Annotated in this window: 18 protein-coding genes; 5 read left to right on the top strand and 13 right to left on the bottom strand. The window is 53.6% G+C overall.

Annotation, left to right across the window (positions count from 1 at the left end):
- Positions 1-20 precede the first annotated feature (20 nt).
- On the top strand, positions 21-2,375 hold the full coding sequence (locus tag DBR37_RS09525; RefSeq protein ID WP_199739093.1) for a penicillin-binding protein 1A: 2,355 nt from the start codon (positions 21-23) through the stop codon (positions 2,373-2,375).
- Positions 2,376-2,435: 60 nt separating this feature from the next.
- On the opposite strand, the gene cyaY is transcribed toward DBR37_RS09525, so the two are convergent.
- Entirely contained in the window at positions 2,436-2,774 is a 339-nt protein-coding gene (gene cyaY / locus DBR37_RS09520) for an iron donor protein CyaY (RefSeq protein ID WP_124574247.1), read from the bottom strand.
- 40 nt (positions 2,775-2,814) lie between these two features.
- Here cyaY and DBR37_RS17415 point away from each other — a divergent pair, with 40 nt between their 5' ends.
- On the top strand, positions 2,815-3,024 hold the full coding sequence (locus DBR37_RS17415) for a lipoprotein (RefSeq protein WP_370454243.1): 210 nt from the start codon (positions 2,815-2,817) through the stop codon (positions 3,022-3,024).
- An 11-nt stretch (positions 3,025-3,035) separates the two neighbouring features.
- The gene (gene lysA, locus DBR37_RS09510) at positions 3,036-4,319 is read left to right on the top strand and encodes a diaminopimelate decarboxylase (RefSeq protein WP_124574246.1); all 1,284 of its coding nucleotides are present in this window, start codon (positions 3,036-3,038) and stop codon (positions 4,317-4,319) included.
- Between the two features lie 39 nt (positions 4,320-4,358).
- Here the strand turns inward: lysA and msrQ are convergent, their stop codons facing one another.
- From msrQ to DBR37_RS09485, 5 genes are all read right to left on the bottom strand, one after another.
- Positions 4,359-5,000 carry a protein-methionine-sulfoxide reductase heme-binding subunit MsrQ gene (msrQ, locus tag DBR37_RS09505; RefSeq protein ID WP_124574245.1) on the bottom strand — a complete coding sequence of 214 codons (642 nt, stop codon included), beginning with the start codon at positions 4,998-5,000 and terminating at the stop codon, positions 4,359-4,361.
- A gap of 43 nt (positions 5,001-5,043) precedes the next feature.
- Positions 5,044-6,021 carry a protein-methionine-sulfoxide reductase catalytic subunit MsrP gene (gene msrP / locus DBR37_RS09500; RefSeq protein WP_124574244.1) on the bottom strand — a complete coding sequence of 326 codons (978 nt, stop codon included), beginning with the start codon at positions 6,019-6,021 and terminating at the stop codon, positions 5,044-5,046.
- A gap of 144 nt (positions 6,022-6,165) precedes the next feature.
- Positions 6,166-7,317 carry a c-type cytochrome biogenesis protein CcsB gene (gene ccsB, locus DBR37_RS09495; protein ID WP_124574243.1) on the bottom strand — a complete coding sequence of 384 codons (1,152 nt, stop codon included), beginning with the start codon at positions 7,315-7,317 and terminating at the stop codon, positions 6,166-6,168.
- Positions 7,318-7,451: 134 nt separating this feature from the next.
- Positions 7,452-9,575: a cytochrome c biogenesis protein ResB gene (locus tag DBR37_RS09490; protein WP_124574242.1), complete on the bottom strand. Its 2,124-nt coding sequence runs from the start codon at positions 9,573-9,575 to the stop codon at positions 7,452-7,454.
- Positions 9,576-9,722: 147 nt separating this feature from the next.
- Entirely contained in the window at positions 9,723-10,382 is a 660-nt protein-coding gene (locus DBR37_RS09485) for a cytochrome c (RefSeq protein ID WP_124574241.1), read from the bottom strand.
- A 161-nt stretch (positions 10,383-10,543) separates the two neighbouring features.
- Here DBR37_RS09485 and yihA point away from each other — a divergent pair, with 161 nt between their 5' ends.
- Positions 10,544-11,251, top strand: a complete 708-nt coding sequence (gene yihA, locus DBR37_RS09480) for a ribosome biogenesis GTP-binding protein YihA/YsxC (RefSeq protein ID WP_124574240.1) — start codon at positions 10,544-10,546, stop codon at positions 11,249-11,251.
- A gap of 220 nt (positions 11,252-11,471) precedes the next feature.
- Positions 11,472-12,485, top strand: coding sequence for a porphobilinogen synthase (gene hemB, locus DBR37_RS09475; protein WP_124574239.1), 1,014 nt, complete (start codon positions 11,472-11,474; stop codon positions 12,483-12,485).
- Between the two features lie 70 nt (positions 12,486-12,555).
- Here hemB and DBR37_RS09470 read toward each other — a convergent pair whose 3' ends face one another.
- From DBR37_RS09470 to rpoA, 7 genes are all read right to left on the bottom strand, one after another.
- A complete protein-coding gene (locus DBR37_RS09470; protein ID WP_124574238.1) occupies positions 12,556-13,194 on the bottom strand; it encodes a peroxiredoxin in 639 nt (212 codons plus the stop codon).
- Between the two features lie 125 nt (positions 13,195-13,319).
- The gene (dsbD, locus tag DBR37_RS09465) at positions 13,320-15,128 is read right to left on the bottom strand and encodes a protein-disulfide reductase DsbD (protein WP_124574237.1); all 1,809 of its coding nucleotides are present in this window, start codon (positions 15,126-15,128) and stop codon (positions 13,320-13,322) included.
- Positions 15,121-15,462 (bottom strand): divalent-cation tolerance protein CutA, encoded by a 342-nt coding sequence (gene cutA, locus DBR37_RS09460; RefSeq protein ID WP_124574236.1) that lies wholly within the window; start codon positions 15,460-15,462, stop codon positions 15,121-15,123. Before cutA ends, dsbD begins: the two co-directional genes overlap by 8 nt.
- A 17-nt stretch (positions 15,463-15,479) precedes the next feature.
- A complete protein-coding gene (locus tag DBR37_RS09455) occupies positions 15,480-16,265 on the bottom strand; it encodes an ABC transporter permease (protein WP_124574235.1) in 786 nt (261 codons plus the stop codon).
- On the bottom strand, positions 16,262-17,194 hold the full coding sequence (locus DBR37_RS09450; RefSeq protein WP_124574234.1) for an ATP-binding cassette domain-containing protein: 933 nt from the start codon (positions 17,192-17,194) through the stop codon (positions 16,262-16,264). Before DBR37_RS09450 ends, DBR37_RS09455 begins: the two co-directional genes overlap by 4 nt.
- 130 nt (positions 17,195-17,324) lie before the next feature.
- Positions 17,325-17,720, bottom strand: coding sequence for a 50S ribosomal protein L17 (gene rplQ / locus DBR37_RS09445; RefSeq protein WP_012081227.1), 396 nt, complete (start codon positions 17,718-17,720; stop codon positions 17,325-17,327).
- Positions 17,721-17,861: 141 nt separating this feature from the next.
- Positions 17,862-18,839 carry a DNA-directed RNA polymerase subunit alpha gene (gene rpoA / locus DBR37_RS09440; protein WP_124574233.1) on the bottom strand — a complete coding sequence of 326 codons (978 nt, stop codon included), beginning with the start codon at positions 18,837-18,839 and terminating at the stop codon, positions 17,862-17,864.

Genomic DNA, 18,839 nt, shown 5'->3' with positions numbered 1-18,839 from the left:
CCCTCACTTTTCCTCCCTGCATGGCTTCCAAACAATCATCGTCCGATAGCACTGAATCAAAATCACCAAAAAAACGCGCACCGAATCTGGCGCTACGACTCACCCTCGGCGTAATCGGCCTGATTACCGGCCTCGGTGTAATAGGTGCATTGATACTGGTGTTTGCCCTGGCCATGGCCTATCCGAACTTGCCGGCACTGGACTCGCTGACCGATTACCGGCCGAAGATACCGCTGCGCATCTTCTCTGCAGATAACGTGTTAATTGGCGAATTTGGCGAAGAAAGAAGGAATTTAGTCCACATCAGGGAAATTCCGGACATCATGAAGAAAGCCGTATTGGCGATCGAAGATGACCGTTTCTTTGAGCACGGCGGCGTTGACTATGTCGGTATCGTGCGCGCGGCCGTACACAACCTGAGCGGCGGCGCACGCCAGGGCGCGTCTACCATTACACAACAGGTGGCGCGCAACTTCTTCCTGTCCAGCGAACAGACGCTGAAACGCAAGATTTACGAAGTATTGCTGGCGTGGAAAATCGAGAAGAACCTGACCAAGGATCAGATTCTCGAGGTCTATATGAACCAAATCTATCTGGGACAACGTGCTTACGGCTTCTCCTCCGCTGCACAGATTTACTATGGCAAGAAGCTGCAGCAAATCACCATCGCCGAAGCAGCGATGCTGGCCGGCCTGCCAAAAGCGCCGTCAGCCTACAATCCGGTCGTCAATCCAAAACGCGCAAAAGCACGCCAGCAATACATTTTGCAGCGCATGTACCAGCTCGGCTACATCAGCGAGCCGCAGTACATGCAAGCCAAGGATGAAGAGCTCAAGATCAAGACAAATAGCAGCGAGTTTGGCGTACATGCCGAATACGTGGCCGAAATGACCCGTCAATTGGTATACGAACAATTCAAGGAAGAAACCTATACCCGCGGCCTGAACGTGTTTACCACCATCACCAAAGCCGATCAGGACGCCGCCTACCTCGCGGTACGTCGTGGCGTCATGGATTACGAAAAACGCCATGGTTATCGCGGCCCGGAAAGCTTTATCGAAATCCCTGACAACAAGGAAGAGGCCGAAGCAGCAATTGAAGTCGAACTGGCCAATCACCCGGATAGTGACGACCTGGTCGCCGCCGTCGTACTGGAAGCCACACCCAAGCTGGTACGCGCAGTACTGGTATCCGGTGAAGAAATCCAGATTGAAGGCGCGGGCCTGACCTTTGCCGCCAATCTGCTGAGCGAAAAAGCGGCGCCAAACAAACGTGTCAAACGCGGCGCCGTGATCCGCGTCATGCAGGAAGGCAAGAGCTGGAGCATCATCCAGATGCCGGAAGTTCAGTCTGCCTTCGTCGCAGCCAACACGGATGACGGCGCCATCCGTGCACTGGTCGGCGGCTTTGACTTCAATCGCAACAAATTCAACCATGTGACCCAGGCGTGGCGTCAACCCGGCTCCTCGTTCAAGCCTTTTATTTATTCCGCCTCGCTGGAAAAAGGCTTGTCGCCGGCCACCATCATCAATGACGCGCCGATCAGCTTCGATGCCGGTCAGACTGGCGGCCAGCCGTGGGAACCGAAGAACTATGACGGTAAATACGACGGCCCGATGACCATGCGCAAAGGTCTGGCCAAGTCGAAAAATATGATTTCGATCCGCATCCTGCACAAGATCGGCGCGAAGTACGGCCAGGAATACATCACCCGCTTCGGCTTTGATGCCGACAAGAACCCGCCTTATCTGACACTGGCACTGGGTGCGGGCAATGTCACACCACTGCAAATGGCCGCAGCGTATGCCGTATTCGCCAATGGCGGCTATAAAGTCAGCCCTTACATGATCTCCAGGATCTCCGATGCGAATGGCAAGACACTGTCTGAAGTCAAACCCGAGCGCGCCGGCGATGAAAACAATCGCGTCATCGACCCGCGCAATGCCTTCCTGATGGATAGCATGCTCAAGGGTGTCGTCACTTCCGGTACCGCAGTCAAAGCCATGGCACTAAAACGCACCGATCTGGCGGGCAAAACCGGCACCACCAACGACTCCTTTGACGCCTGGTTCGCAGGCTACCAGCCGGATATCGTCGGTGTCGCATGGATAGGTTTCGATCAGCCGAAAAACCTGGGCAATCGCGAAACCGGTGGCGGCCTGGCATTGCCGATCTGGATCAGCTACATGCAAAAAGCCCTGAAGGATGTGCCTATGGTTGAGCGTACCGTGCCGGAAGGCATCGTGACGGTCAACGGCGAGTTCTACTACGCAGAAAGCCCGCCGGGATTGGGTGTACGCAACCTGGATGCGGGCGAGGCAAGCAGCCCGTCGAATGCACCGACCAAAGATGAAGTGAAAAACGAGTTGTTCTGATTTTGACAATAAAAAAGCGGGAAGCCTGATGAGGGCTTCCCGCTTTTTTTACATCCGCAATTAATGTGCGTCTTGCAACACCACCGCTATCCTACCCTGCTGGCTGACCATTTCCGACAAGGCAGCGAATAACTCGGCACCGTCGCGTGTATTCACCCATTGCGTGCCCGAGGCCTTGAAATGAAAACCGCCGGATTTGGCCGCCACCCACAGCTCCTGCATGGGTGCCTGGCTATTGACGATGATTTTTGAGCCGTTATCGATAAACTCGATCTCCAGCACATTGCCGCTACGCGTGCATTCGACGTCCAGCTCACTGCTATCAGCCAGATCTTCCAGGCTGGCTTCAATTTGGCTCAAAGTTGCTTCTGCTTGCTTCAGGAATTCTGATTCGGTCATGCTACACTCCAACACGTTTCGTTAAACAGTGATTCTAATCGTGAAGTCCCAATCTGGTTTATCGCGCTTCGTCGCGTTGCTTCCTACTCTTGCCGGCATTGCCTGCATCAGCCTGCTCGCCGGTTGCGGCCAAAAAGGCCCGCTCTACATGCCGGGCACCAAGCCGCCATCCGGGCAAAACAAGAAAGCCGTGCCGACCATACCGGCACAAACTCCTGCTCCTGCAGCTCCGTCATCCGAGACCAAGTAAAACAACCAATCATGTCGCATTTTTCTTACCAAGACGGTGTACTCTGCGCGGAGGATACACCGCTGGCGCAAATCGCCCAACAATTCGGTTCGCCAACTTACATCTATTCCAAAGCTGCGCTGGTTGAGAACTTCTCTGCGTATGCTGACGCCTGCAAACAGCATGGCCGCAATGATGAAACCTCGCTGGTTTGCTATTCCGTCAAATCGAACTCCAATCTGGCGGTACTGAACCTGCTCGGCAAACTGGGCTCCGGTTTCGACATCGTTTCCGGTGGCGAATTATTACGCGTATTGGCAGCTGGCGGCTCACCACGCAAAGTTATTTTTTCCGGTGTCGGCAAATCGCGCGAAGAAATGCAACTTGCCCTGTCGCACGACATCCTGTGCTTCAACGTCGAGTCGATTCCGGAATTGCACAGATTGAATGCGGTTGCTGCAGAAATGGGCAAAAAGGCTGCAGTCTCACTGCGCGTTAATCCGAACGTCGATGCCAAGACCCACCCTTACATCTCGACCGGATTGAAAGACAATAAATTCGGTATCGCCTACGAAGACACGCTGACGACCTATCGCGTCGCAGCCGCTCTGCCCAACATAGATGTCGTCGGTATCGATTGCCATATCGGCTCGCAATTACTGGACGACGCTCCTCTGCTGGAAGCGGTAGACAAACTGATCGAACTGATAGACACCCTGGACGCTGAAGGCATCCATCTGCATCATCTGGATATTGGCGGTGGCATCGGCATCAACTACGACAACGATCAGCCAGTCGCAGTCGGCGATTATCTGGCGCGCCTGTTTGCAAAGATAGATGCATGGCGCAAACAAAAACACGGCGGCGCGCCGATCAAGGTTTTGTTTGAACCAGGTCGCTCCATCGTCGGCAATGCGGGCATCCTGCTGACCGAAGTCCAGTACATCAAACACGGCGAAACCAAAAATTTCGCCATCGTTGATGCCGCGATGAATGACTTGATGCGTCCTGCCATGTATGAAGCCTGGCACGGCGTACTGCCGGTGCAACAACGCGCTAGCGCGGCCGCGACCTACGATGTGGTCGGTCCGGTATGCGAGTCCGGCGACTGGCTGGCGCGCTCGCGTGAGCTGGCGATAGAAGAAGGAGATTTGCTGGCGATCATGTCGGCAGGTGCGTATGGCATGACCATGTCATCCAACTACAACACCCGCGGCAGAGCAGCAGAAGTCATGGTGGATGGCGACAAGGTACACCTGATACGCAAGCGCGAAGTTGCCAGTGATTTGTTTGCACTGGAATCACTGCTGCCTTGATAGCTTGAAGACAAACGGGATGCAAAGCATCCCGTTTTTTTAAGTCGCGCGCCCCGCCACGACCGGCGCCTGCGCCCGTTTTTGCCACCACCAAACGACCCGCAGCAACAACAGCACAGCGACGATAGAACCGAAGATAATCGGTTGTTCAAAATCGTGCTTGCCCGCCTTCATCCACCAGTAATGCAATATCCCCAGCAATGCAATCGCATAGATCAGGCGATGCAGCCATTGCCAGCGCTTGCCGCCCAGCCGTTTGACCATGCCATTCGTACTCGTCACTGCCAGCGGAATCAGCAAGACAAAAGCGGTGAAGCCCACGGTAATAAACGGGCGCTTGAGCACGTCGGCCCACATCTCGCTGACATCAAAGAAATGATCGAACCAGAAGAAGGTCATGAAATGCAGGCTGGCATAAAAGAATGCAAACAAACCCAGCATACGACGTAGCTTGAGCAACCAGTTCCATTTGCTGAAGCGACGCAACGGTGTCACCGCCAGCGTCAGGCACAGGAAGTATAGGGTCCAGTCACCGGTGTTGCGCGTAATGAATTCGATAGGATTGGCACCCAGCTGATCCGTTGCCGTGAACACCGCGAGACGAATGAAAGGCAGCAAAGCCAGCAGGAATACCACGCATTTCAATAGCGTGAGTTGGCGCGGAGAAGGATTTATATTCATGATACTTAATTCGTCAGCCGCGCCCAAAGGTTACAGAAGTAACTCAGAAAAATTTCTTCAAATCCATACCGGTGTACAAAGACGCCACCTGGCTATAACCATTGAACATCAGGGTCGGGCGTTTCTTCGTAAACAAGCCATCCTCGCCTATCCTGCGCTCACTGGCTTGCGACCAGCGCGGATGATCGACTTGCGGATTTACATTCGAATAGAAACCGTACTCTCGGGGCGCAGCCAGATTCCATGCGGTGCGTGGCTGATCTTTGACGAAACGTATCTTCACGATGGACTTGGCCGACTTAAAGCCATACTTCCACGGCGTCACGATGCGCACCGGCGCACCATTCTGATTCGGCAGTACTTCGCCATACATACCCAGCGTCAGCAGCGTCAGCGGATGATTCGCCTCATCTATGCGCAAGCCTTCCACATACGGCCAGTCCAGCACCGCACGATTCAAACCATGCATCGCTTCCTTATCAGCGAGAGTCACGAACTCGACGTACTTGGCGTTGGAATTGGGCTCCACTTTCTTAATCAATTCAGACAAGGAATAGCCTATCCACGGAATCACCATCGACCAGCCTTCTACGCAACGCAAGCGATAAACACGCTCTTCCAGTGGCGCCAGTTTCAGCAGGCTGTCGATATCCAGCGTCATCGGCTTCTTGATTTCGCCCTCTATGGACACCGTCCAAGGGCGCGTCTTCATAGCGGATGCATAGCGCGCCGGGCTTTCTTTGGCGGTGCCGAACTCGTAGAAATTATTGTAGGTCGTGGCGTCTTTATAAGAGGTTTGCTTATCGAGCACCACATAAGCCGGATTTGGCTGTGCCGCCAGTTTTTGTGCGGATGTTGCGGCAAAAGCTTCGCGCGCGGCCATCTCCAGCAAAGCACCACCGGCAATCGAGCCTGCCGCCAGCTTGCGGATAAAGTCACGCCGCGACTCAAAAACATGGCGCGGCGTAATTTCTGATGCAAATGGAAGCTCGATCCCATTTGAATTGCGTTTGATTAACATGGCGGCTCCGTATAAGGATAGGACTCCTGAGCATATTCAGACTCGTCAGCCTGCAAGGAGTTTCAAAACAGAAAGGGGAAACTGTAAATTCAGCTTCCCCTTTCAATCCCACTGTAAAAGTGTGTCTTTTTTTAATACCGGATATTACAGTTCACCGTATGAATGCAAACCCGACAGGAACATATTCACGCCCAGGAATGCGAAGGTAGTGACCAGCAAGCCGATCACTGCCCACCATGCCGCCACCCTGCCGCGCAAACCCTTCATCAGGCGCATGTGCAGCCACGAAGCGTAATTTAGCCAGACTATCAGCGCCCAGGTTTCTTTCGGATCCCAGGACCAGTAACCACCCCAGGCTTCCGCGGCCCACAAGGCACCGAGTATGGTAGCGATGGTAAAGAAGGCGAAGCCAACCGCAATCGCCTTGTACATCACGTCGTCCAGCACCTCCAGCGCAGGCAGGCGATCAACCAGCATGCCATGCGATTTCAACAGATAAGCAATCGCCACCATCGCGGCCAGCGCAAAAGTACCGTAGCCGATGAAATTGGCCGGTACGTGTATCTTCATCCACCAGCTTTGCAAAGCCGGCACCAGCGGCTGGATCTCTGCCGCATCGCGTGACACCGTGTACCAGAGCAGGAAGCCGACTGCAGCCGAAATCACCAGCAAGACAAACGGCCCGAGCTGACGTGTTGCATAGACCTGCTCGTAGTACAAATAGAACAAGGCGGTAATCATGCAAAACAGGATGAATACTTCATACAGATTGGAAACCGGGATATGCCCGACATCCGCACCGATCAGATAAGACTCATACCAGCGCGCCAGCATGCCAGTAAAACCCATCACTACCGCGGCCCAGCACAATTTGCTGCCAAGCGAAGCCCCCGTCGCCGAGCGCGCAATCAGCCCGCCCCAGTAAAACACGGTGGACAACAGGAACAGCGTGCTCATCCACAAGATTGCGGACTGGCTGGACAATAAATACTTCAGGAAAAAGCGTTGATCAGCCGCTGCCAGTGTGCCGCCGTACATGGAAATCGCAGACAGCGACAAAACCGCCAGCAGGGCCATCAGCCAGCGCACCGATTTCCAGTGCCAGCCCAACCATGCAAACGTCGGTGCCGCCAATACAAGGATGACTTCCTCATAGATATCCATATGATGGCCGAAGCGATTCAGCGCAAACAAGGACCCTGCCAGCAAGGCTGCACCATACAGCCAGTCCAGCACTGTCAGCCGCTTGAAAAATCCGGGCGGCTGCGTATAAATCTGCTCTTGTACTGCATCCATTGCTATCTCCGTAATGATTACTACCGATCACCCGAGCCTCGTCAGAGGCAGATCGGATCAGCGCGGTGTAAATTCTTTATGTGCATCTTTTATAAAAGCGGAACGACCAACACAACTTAGTATAGTTGAGCGGCTTATTTCTGTGCCGGTGCTGCTTGCAATAGTTGCTGTTTAAAACCTTCAAATTCTTTTTCGAAATCCAGTGTCTTGCGCTGTGAACTCATCGCCATGATTGCATGCGCACCGCCGTCATCTTCCGATTTGATCCAGATCCATACCCGGCGTTCACGTATATAAAACATCGAGAACACGCCCAGCACCAGCAACAGGCAACCGAAATAGACGATGTTTTTCCCCGGTGAACGTGTCACTTGCAGGACCGAAGCCTTGACCTCGTCAAAACCTTGCAGTTGCAGATAAACCGGGGCGCCATAAAAGAAAGAATCGGAAATCGCATTCGTCGCCAGTTGCAGGAAGCGCCCATGCTTTTCATCCAGCGCTACCGGTTTCAAGCCTTCTTTCTCGCGCGCAATCTGCCACAAGTCCCACATGCTGCCGTTCATAATCTTCATGAAAATATCGGCGGCCTTTTCCTGATCCTGTGCCGGGATACGCTCCAGAAACTTCGACACGGCAATATAACCCGCATCCTGTCCGTCACCCGCAAAGATGGTCAAACCCTTCAACGCTGAAGCCTGCAATTGCGCGCGCAAGGCGCTGACGCCGTCGCGTGCATCCGGCAATGCGCGTTGTGCATAGCGCTGTGCGGCAAGTTCACGTAGTTGCGGATTGAGGATGGCGGCGCGCAAACGCATCCATTCATCTACCGTATCGTTTTCATCGGCAGGTATGCGCAGAAAGCGGAACGGATCTGCCGGCGATTCACGCATGCCTGCCAGGAAGACATACGCACCATCGACCAGCACTGGCTGCATATAGTTGTGATACTCACGTGCCTGACCATTGCGGTCACGCAATTTATATTGCACGCTTGGACCGACGTTTTTCAGGTCTTTATTATTGGCACTCTTGGCCGCAGAACCGAGATGCTTGTCAAAGCTGGATGACAAACCCTGGTTCGGATTCACGGCCCGCACATCCTGACCGTTCTTCGCCATATTCTCGACGTTGAAAGCGCGGAAGCCTGACCACTCAACTGTGTAATCGGCATTCTTGCCGGACGCTGCCAGCGGCGTGCTGCCACCTACTTCGCCCTGCAACGAGAAGGCCGCATGTGCCACACCCTGCATCGGATAGCCGGTGACTTTCAATTTACTGCCACCATCTTCAAACGAAGACTGATACACCGCCACACCACGATAAATCAAAGGTTCATTCACCTTGATCGTTGCCGGGAAAACTTTGCCGTTTTCATGGTCCGTCACGACCACTTCACTGGCAAACAATTTAGGCATGCCGGTCGAGTAATAATCAATGATGAAACGCTTGAGCTGGATAGTGAACGGCAAATCCTGGATCAGCACACCATCCTGCTGCGAAATAATCGCGGTACTGCTGCTGCTTCCTTCAGGGATCAAGGTATTGCCGCGGAAAGTCGGATTGCCCAGCCCCAAACGATGTTGCTCAGGAATTTGCGCAATGATGCCGTTGCCGACGAATGGCGTTTTATCGAATAACAGCTTTTGTATGCGTATCGGCAGATCGGAATCAAGCAAGCCACCAAGACAGATAATCACGATGGATGCATGCGCGAAAATATAGCCCCATTTATTGCCTGCGCCCTGCTTGGCCGCAATCAGCGTGGCATTTTCTTTTTCCACGACTTTGGTTTTATAGCCATTCGCCGTGACCCGCGCCAGCGTTTGTGCAGTGAGAGCTGCGCGTGAAATATCAACCCGCCATTCCGCTTTGTGATGGAAGTTGCGCAGTGACTGTTCACGCACATTTTCGCGCCAGCTGCGCATATCCTTCAGCATCTTGGGTGCATTGCGCAGCAGGCACAAGGAAGTCGATACGACGAGAAAACCCATGATCACCAGGAACCACCAGGTGGAATACACGGCGTACAGATTGAGCTTGCTGAAGACTTCAAACCAGAAAGGACCGAACTGATTGACGTAGTTGGTCATCGGTTCGTTTTGCTTGAGGACGGTACCGATAATCGACGCAATCGAAATCAGGGTCAGCAAACTGATTGCAAAACGCATAGAAGACAACAGTTCAACACCATCTGCCAACCAACGGCGGCTGGTCTGTAACTCCCAGCCCCCCGTACTTGTTTCTGTTTCGCTCGTCATTCCTTCTTCCTCAATCTGCTACCAGGACTGCCGCCGGCCACAAACGCAGCCGCGAGTAGTTGGCTGTTTGGCACGACGTCTCCGTATAAAGCAAAAAGGGGTAGCCTGAGCCACCCCTTTTTATTATTTTTCTTGGTAGTTATTTTATTATTTCAGGCCAGCCACATAGTCCGATACAGCCTGAATTTCTTCGTCCGACATCCGCTTGGCAACGGTCGTCATCAGTTCGCTATTTTTACGCGTACCTTTACGGAAAGCGATCAGCTGTGCTTCGGTATAAGTCTGATGCTGACCAGCCAGGCGCGGGTACTGTGCCGGCAAACCGGCGCCGTTGGCGCTATGGCAGGCTGCACATGCCGGAACATTCTTCTCGGCGATGCCGCCACGGTAGATTTTCTTGCCCAGTTCAACCGTATCTTTATTTTTCGCCGCACCCGGGGTTGGCTTTTGCTTGGCCAGATAGGCGATGACATTCTGGATGTCTTCTTCCGTCATGCCTTTAGCGATAGGCGCCATGATCGCGTTATTACGCGCCGTGCCTTTGAAATCGACTAATTGTTTGTGGATATAGGCGCCGTGCTGACCCGTCAGTTTCGGGTTTTCGGCAATGCTGGAATTGCCGGCAGCGCCGTGGCAGGCGATACAGGCAGTGACATTACGGGTTGCGTCGCCGGTGTTATAGAGAGCCTCCCCTTTGGCTGGATCGGCTTTGACAACTTTCTTATCTTCAGAAGCATTAGCGGTAGAGGCGATTGCCAGTAGCGCAACGAACAAGGATTTTACGATTGGTATACAAATACGATTCATTCAAACACCCTGGAGACTTATTAATAAATTCTGCCCGATTGGCGACTTTATACTGCCACTTAAGATGCTAGTTCGCTTCTGCGCCGCAACAATGCGCAACCACTCATTGTACAATAGCTTTCCGGCATTTTTGCCACCCATTAAGCATTTTCTCCCATCCTATGTCCCTACTTTGGCAAGCCCGCTTCTTCACCACGGTCAATCATCTCCGTGACTTGCCAAAAACGCAAGTCCCCGAGATTGCATTTGCCGGCCGCTCCAACGCGGGTAAATCAACCGCGATCAATGTACTTTGCAACCAGAAAAAACTGGCATTTGCGTCCAAGACTCCCGGCCGCACACAGCATATCAATTATTTTTCCATCGGCGGCGCCCACGTCGGGCAGCACCGCAAGGATGAAACCAGGGTCGATGAGATCCGCGCCCTGCTGGTCGACCTGCCCGGCTACGGCTACGCCGAAGTATCCGGCTCGGCCAAATTGCACTGGCAGGAACTGCTCGGTGATTATGTACAGCGTCGTGAGCAGTTGGCCGCGCTGATCCTCATCGTCGATTCGCGCCGCCCGTTCACCGAACTCGATATCCAGATGCTGGAATGGTTTGCCCCTACCGGCAAACCCATCCACTGCCTGTTAACAAAATCAGACAAACTCAACCGCAACGACTCCGCCAATGCATTACGTACCGCGCGTACTATATTGGGCAGCTATGTCGACGAAAACGGACAGCCGTTCCCGTTCACGGCGCAATTGTTCTCGTCGCTCAAACGCAGCGGCCTGGATGAAGCCACCGACAGAATTATCGATTTGCTGGGATTAAATGAGGAAGTAGCGGACGAATCGAACGACCCGACCGCAGGTGATGTCTGACGATAACAGCTGTAGACAAAAAAAAGCCCTGGAGAAAGGGGAGTATCTCCAGGGCAATAATGCCATATCGCGCTTGTGCGACTTGGCCCCGCTCAGGGAGGAGAAGCGGGAGATGCAAAGCATCTGCTACTAGGATGAGCATGCGGCAAAAAAGTTTCATTTATTTTTTCCGTTTCGTTTTTAAGTAATTTAGACAACCCTCATTTCGCTGAAAACTGCCATGTCCAAACTTATACAAAACGCACAATTCCCGGCTTTGCGCATGCGCCGTATGCGCAAGGATGCATTCTCACGTGCAATGATGCGCGAACACGTCGTCACCCCGGCCGACCTGATTTATCCGGTCTTTATTACCGAAGGTGAGAACCAGCGCGAGAAGGTATCGTCGATGCCGGGCGTGGAACGCTTGTCGGTCGATTTATTGCTGAGTGTGGCGGAAGAATGCGTCGAGCTGAACATCCCGGTCATGGCGCTCTTCCCTGTCATCCAGGCGTCATTGAAAACACCTGACGGCATCGAAGCCTGCAATCCGAACGGCCTGGTACCACGCGCCGTACGCGAACTGAAAAAACGTTTCCCGGAGCTCGGCATATTGACAGACGTTGCGCTCGATCCTTACACCAGCCACGGCCAGGACGGCGTGCTGGATGCGCATGGTTATGTACTCAACGACGAAACCTGCACCATCCTCACTCGACAGGCACTGGCACAGGCTGAGGCCGGTGTGGACATCGTGGCGCCTTCCGACATGATGGACGGTCGCATCGGTGCAATACGTTCGGCACTGGAATCGCATCACCACATTTACACCCGCATCATGGCTTACTCTGCCAAGTATGCGTCGGCTTTTTACGGCCCGTTCCGTGATGCAGTCGGCTCATCGGCCACGCTGGGTAAAAGTAATAAATCGACCTACCAGATGGATCCGGCCAACAGCGACGAAGCGTTGCGCGAAGTTGCGCTGGATCTGGCAGAAGGCGCCGACATGGTCATGGTCAAACCCGGCATGCCGTATCTCGACATCGTGCGGCGCGTCAAAGACGAGTTCAAGGTACCGACCTTTGCGTATCAGGTCAGTGGCGAGTACGCGATGATCAAGGCAGCCGCACAACAAGGCTGGCTGGATCATGACAAAACCATGATGGAATCCATGATCGCCTTCAAACGCGCTGGCGCTGACGGCGTGTTGACTTACTTCGCGCGCGACATTGCACGGCGCCTCAAGCTGGGCTAAGCCTCACCGCAAGAAACCGCCGCATAAAAAAAGCATCCGGATGGATGCTTTTTTATTTAACGTGACTTGATTACTTATTTGGCTGTGGTGTCAGACGCAGATAAGGACGTTCTGCTTTGAAACCCTTAGGATACTTTTGCTTGATGATGGCCTCATCCTGTACGGTCAACGGAATAATGACGTCGTCACCATCACGCCAGTTACCTGGTGTCGCAACAGTGTAACCATCCGTCAGTTGCAGTGCATCGATCACGCGCAAGACTTCATCGAAGTTGCGGCCGGTGCTCATAGGGTAGGTAATCGTCAGACGGATTTTCTTTTGCGGATCAATCACAAACAATGAACGCACGGTAGCAGTTGCCGATTGATTCGGATGGATCATGTCGTACAAGGTAGAAACCGATTTGTCGGCATCTGCAACGATAGGGAAACCAACAACGGTTTTTTGTGTAGCTTCAATATCCTTGATCCACTCGACGTGTTTGTCGGCCGGATCCACTGACAGCGCAATCGCTTTCACATTGCGCTTGTCGAATTCTGGTTTCAGCTTGGCAGTCAGGCCCAGCTCGGTGGTGCAGACCGGCGTAAAGTCAGCCGGGTGCGAAAATAAAACAACCCAGGAATCGCCTGCCCATTCGTGGAATTTGATTTTGCCGATCGACGAATCCTGTTCGAAATCGGGGGCAGTATCGCCTAAACGTAAAGTCATTGCTTTCTCCTTAGCTTCGTAATCATCAATGTCTGACTATAGCCTCGCCAGACCACTTTCCCAACGACAAATAACAACTATACAAATAACGGGAAGCTATGATCATAGCGCAAGCCGGGCCGCACTTAGAATTGCTTGATCAAGTCCAGTGATTGCGTGAACTTATCGGCATTCTGAAAACCGATGACGCGCCCGCCCTGAATTTCCTGTCCCGCTTTATCAAAGAAAATAATGCCCGGCGGCCCAAACAAATTGAAGCGCCGCAACATGGCTTTGTCTTCCGCATCGTTCGCCGTCACATCCACCTGCAGCAGAACCATATCAGCGAAGTGGGCACGCACACGTTGATCAGTGAAAGTCAGTTTTTCCATCTCGATGCAAGAGACACACCAGTCCGCATAGAAATCCAGCATGACATGTTTGCCCTGGGACTGTGCCAATGCCGCATCCAGGTCCGCCACTGTTTTCACCCGTTTAAACGTCACCTTCTGCTGACGCTCACCCTGCAAATGTTCAAGCGGTGCCAGTGCATCACGTCCACCGGTCGCTACACCTACCAGTTGCAACATACCCAGTACCACGCACACCAGGCCAACTGCCTTGGAGAACCAGCCACCTTTTGCGTCCCACAGCAAGTAAGCGCCGTAACCGACAAACAAGGCGGTCCAGCCCAACATTTGTGCGACGGCCGGAATCACCGGCGACACCATCCACAAAGCAACCGCCAGCATCAGCACGCCGAAGAAGCGCTTGACCGCATCCATCCACATGCCGGCACGCGGTAACAATGCGCCAGCGGACAAACCAACCAGCAGCAAAGGCACACTCATGCCGATTGCCATCGCAAACAACGCACTGCCACCTATCATCACGTCACGCGTCTGACTGATGTACACCAGGGCGCCTGCCAAAGGTGCTGCCACACAAGGACCGACGATCAACGCCGACAATGCGCCCATCACGAATACACCGATCAGCTTGCCGGCAGATTGCTTTTCCGACGCTTGCGTCAGACGCGTTTGTATCGCGGCCGGCATCTGCAATTGATAAACATCGAACATCGCCAGCGCCAGCACCGCCATCAACACCGCAAAAGTGCCCAGCACCCATGGATTCTGCAAGGCAGCGGCCAGTCCCTCGCCTACCAGGCCAGCAGCGGTACCGAGCAGGGTATACACAATCGCCATGCCGAGCGAATACACCAGCGCCAGAACAAAGCCACGACTGCGTTTTACCTGTGTCCCCTCACCGACAATAATGCTGGAAAGAATAGGCACCATAGGCAGGACGCAAGGCGTAAATGCCAGCCCCAGGCCGAGCAGGAAAAACAGCGGCAGTATCGTCAACAGATTGCCGCTTTTCAGCGAACTTTCGATCCGCCCCATTTCCGTTTGCGGCAATGCGCTGCCAGCTTGCGCCGTGACGCCTGCTACCGATGAAGAGAGTAGCGTTACCTTGCCATCGCCTACCGAGAAACGCGCCTCGGTATCCATAGGCGAGTAACACAAACCTTTATCGGAACAGCCCTGGCTAGTCGAGATCAACGTGAATGGTGCGCTCGCCTCTACCGGTATCCGTATCGTTACGCTATTGCGGAAGGTCTCTACGTCTTTCTGGAAGGTTTCATCGAATTTGATTTTGCCGTCTGGAATCTGCGGCTCACCCAGCGTTGCGCCGTTTGCCCTGAATGCAAAGCGCTCGCGATACATGTAATAGCCATCTGCAATCGCGTAGGTAACGGCTATGGTTTGCGCATCATCCATACGCGCCGAGAACTTAAACGCTACTTCCGGCGCCAGGAATTCTTCATCTGCATGTGCCAACGGCGTCAGCAGAGCAAGCATGACTAAGCAACTCACGCCCAGCATGAATTTGTGCAGCAACGATGTCATACGATGTATGCCCGGCAGGGCTGCCATCTGAATCTTAAACATTTCTATCCTTGTCGGTTTCCTGTCTGACCCAGTCCAGATAAGCTGGCGCGCCTTCAGTGACAGGAAAGGCAATAATTTCGGGCACCTCATACGGATGCATGATCTTGATGGCAGCTTCCACCTCGGCATAACGTGCTTGCGTCGTCTTCATCTGCAGCATCACTTCGCTGCCTTCTTCCAGCACACCTTGCCAACGATACATGGACTGCACTGCAGGCAGGATATTGACGCACGCGACCAATTGGCGCTCGAGCAGATGCCGCGCCAGTTTTTTCGCACACTCCAGATCCGGCACGTTGCTGCACACAAGCAATACTTGCGCTGGTATCGACATCGCCACTGCCCCTTCGTTCAATTCAACAGACGCTTACGCGTCAATACAATCGCTGCATAAAAGGCAACAACGCAGTACGCGAGCAATATGACTATGTCCCGCAATGGCGCGGCAGGCAATTGTCCAAGCAGCAAGGGTCGCACCAGATTCACTGCGGCGCCCAGCGGCAAGACACTGGCAATTTCTTGCAACCATCCTGGCAACTGCGCCACCGGATAGTACACGCCTGACAGAAAAACCATCGGCGTCAGTATCAGCGTGAAATAGTAGGTGAAAAAGTCATAACCTTTGGCCAGCGCATTCACGACCAGCCCCAGCGACGCAAACATCATCCCGATCAGGAACAACAAGGGCAGCACCAGCAGTGTATGCAGATGCAAGCCTATGCCGAGGGCAAAGATCACCAGCAAGATCGCTACACCGGAAATCAGTGCCTTGGTCGCTGCCCACAACATCTCGGCCAGCACCACATCATCCAGTGCCAGCGGCGCATTCAGCAGCGCCTCCCAGGTCTTCTGTACATGCATGCGCGAGAAGGCCGAATACAACGCCTCAAACGAAGCCGCCATCATGATGGACATGCAAATCGAACCGGAAGCGAGATACTGGATATACGGAATACCATCGACATGGGTCAGCAAACTGCCCAAACCATAACCGAAAGCCAGCAAGGTAATCAAGGGATCGGCGATATTACCCAATACGCTGGCACCAGCCAGCTTTTTCCATACGAGGAAGTTACGCTGCCAGATCGGAAAGGCGCGCGTGGAAAATACCGGGAATGTGTAGATAGTCGATTTCAATCGCGCATCTCCCGACCAGTTAACTTCAGGAACACATCCTCCAGATTTGCCGGTCTGTGTACATAGCGTACATTCGATGTTTGCGCCAGGCCGTGCAGCAAAGGCTGCGCTTCATCGGTGTAGCAGAAGATGGTTTCCCCGCTCACCTCATAGCGCGCTGCCTGCGCCCGCCCCTGCTCTGCCCCCCAGGCGGCGGCGCCATCGCCATAGACTTCCAGTACCTGGCTTTCTATGTGCTGCGCGATCAGTTCGCGTGGCGATCCTTCCGCAATCAGCTTGCCGTAGTCCATGACGGCCAGACGATCGCACAAGCGCTCCGCTTCATCCATGAAGTGGGTGGTGAGAAATATCGTTTTGCCGCGCGCCAGCAAAGCTTTGAGGCGCTCCCAGATCATATGGCGCGCTTGCGGATCGAGCCCGGTAGTTGGCTCGTCCATAAAAATCAGATCGGGATCATTTACCAGCGCGCGCGCCAGCGTCAGGCGACGCCGCATGCCGCCGGACAACTCACCGATCTGCGCGTCTTTTTTACTCGTCAGGTTCGCGAATTCCAGCAAGGACGGAATCCGCGCCTGGATAGTCTTATCGGGTAGCCCGAAGTAGCGACCAAATACCAGCAGGTTTTCTTCTACCGTAAAGTCCGGATCGAGATTATCGCCTTGCGGCACAACTCCAACCCTGGTGCGTGCTTCACGCGCATGCGCGGGGATAGCATGCCCGACCAAGGTAATGCTCCCGCTGTCCGGCGCAGTCAGACCCAGGCATAAACGCAGCGTGGTCGTCTTGCCCGCACCGTTCGGCCCCAGCAAACCGTAGCACTCGCCGCGACGCAAGGAGAAAGACAGCCCGTCGATTACTTTGCTACCGCTACCGTTGCGGCCAAAGGATTTATGCAGGTCAGTAACGGCAAGGATGGCTGGATCGTTCATAGGCACAGAGCACTTGATTAACTATGCCCATCTTGCCATAAGCCGGCATACAAGATGACAGAGCGGAAAAGCAAAAAGCCAGGCTAAGCCTGGCTTTTTTGACATTTGCTATCGCTATGCGACGGCCGGCTTATTCGCCGCTGTTGTCTTCTACTGCTTCGGTGGTGTCTGGACGATCTACCAGTTCAACGAAAGCCATAGGTGCATTGTCGCCAACGCGGAAACCCATTTTCAGGATACGCAGGTAGCCGCCGTTGCGGTTTGCGTAGCGTGGGCCCAGTTCTGCGAACAGTTTAACAACCATTTCGCGATCGCGCAGACGGTTGAACGCGAGGCGTTTGTTTGCCAGGCTGTCAGTTTTGCCCAGGGTCAGGATCGGTTCGATAACGCGACGCAGTTCTTTTGCTTTTGGCAACGTGGTTTTGATTGCTTCGTGACGCAGCAGGGAAACAGTCATGTTGCGCAACATCGCGAGACGGTGCGAAGAGGTACGATTTAATTTACGGAGGCCGTGACGGTGACGCATGGTAATACCTTTCTAGTTGAGTTTAAATCCAGTTCTTCTATCGCCACCACTTCAAGCAGGGACGCGGACCGGTATCTATATTTTTACGACGGTGGATTCTACTACAAAAGGGATAGGGTTGCCCCTATCCCCCATTACTAATTACTTCTCCAAACCGGCTGGTGGCCAGTTTTCGAGTTTCATGCCCAAAGTCAAACCACGGGATGCCAGTACTTCCTTGATTTCATTCAGGGACTTACGGCCGAGGTTAGGCGTTTTCAACAGTTCATTTTCGCTACGTTGGATCAGATCACCAATGTAGTAAATGTTTTCTGCTTTGAGGCAGTTAGCCGAACGTACTGTCAGTTCCAGATCATCCACTGGGCGCAACAGGATAGGATCAACTGCAGGTGCGCGCGATGGTGCATCTGCCGGTGCTTCTGTACCTTCCAGAGCAGCGAATACATTCAGTTGATCAACCAGAACGCGTGCCGATTGACGGATCGCTTCTTCAGGTGTGATCACACCGTTGGTTTCGATGTTGATAACCAGTTTGTCCAGATCGGTACGTTGTTCAACGCGAGCCGACTCCACAGCGTAGGAAACGCGACGTACAGGCGAGAACGATGCGTCCAGAATGATACGGCCAATTGTCTTGTTGGTATCTTCGGACAGGCGACGAACGTTACCTGGTACATAGCCACGGCCTTTTTCGACCTTAATCTGCATGTCGAGTTTGCCGCCGGCGGTCAGGTGAGCAATCACGTGATCCGGATTGATCAGCTCTACGTCGTGTGGCAATTCGATATCGGATGCCAACACAGCGCCTTCGCCGTCTTTTTTCAGGGTCAGGGTGACGTCGTCACGGTTGTGCAACTTGAACACAACGCCCTTCAGGTTCAACAGCAGATCAACGACGTCTTCTTGCACGCCGTCGAGCGATGAATATTCGTGCACAACACCAGCGATCGTTACTTCAGTCGGCGCGTAGCCAACCATCGACGACAACAGGACGCGACGCAGCGCGTTACCCAGTGTGTGGCCGTAGCCGCGTTCAAACGGTTCCATCACGACTTTAGCGTGACCGGCACCGAGCACTTCAACTTCAATAATACGTGGCTTCAACAAACTGTTTTGCAT

Source organism: Herminiimonas sp. KBW02 (assembly GCF_003852535.1).
GTDB lineage: Bacteria > Pseudomonadota > Gammaproteobacteria > Burkholderiales > Burkholderiaceae_D > Oxalicibacterium.
The sequence above is the reverse complement of the archived record's forward strand: the minus strand, read 5'-3'. Positions and strand labels throughout refer to the sequence as shown.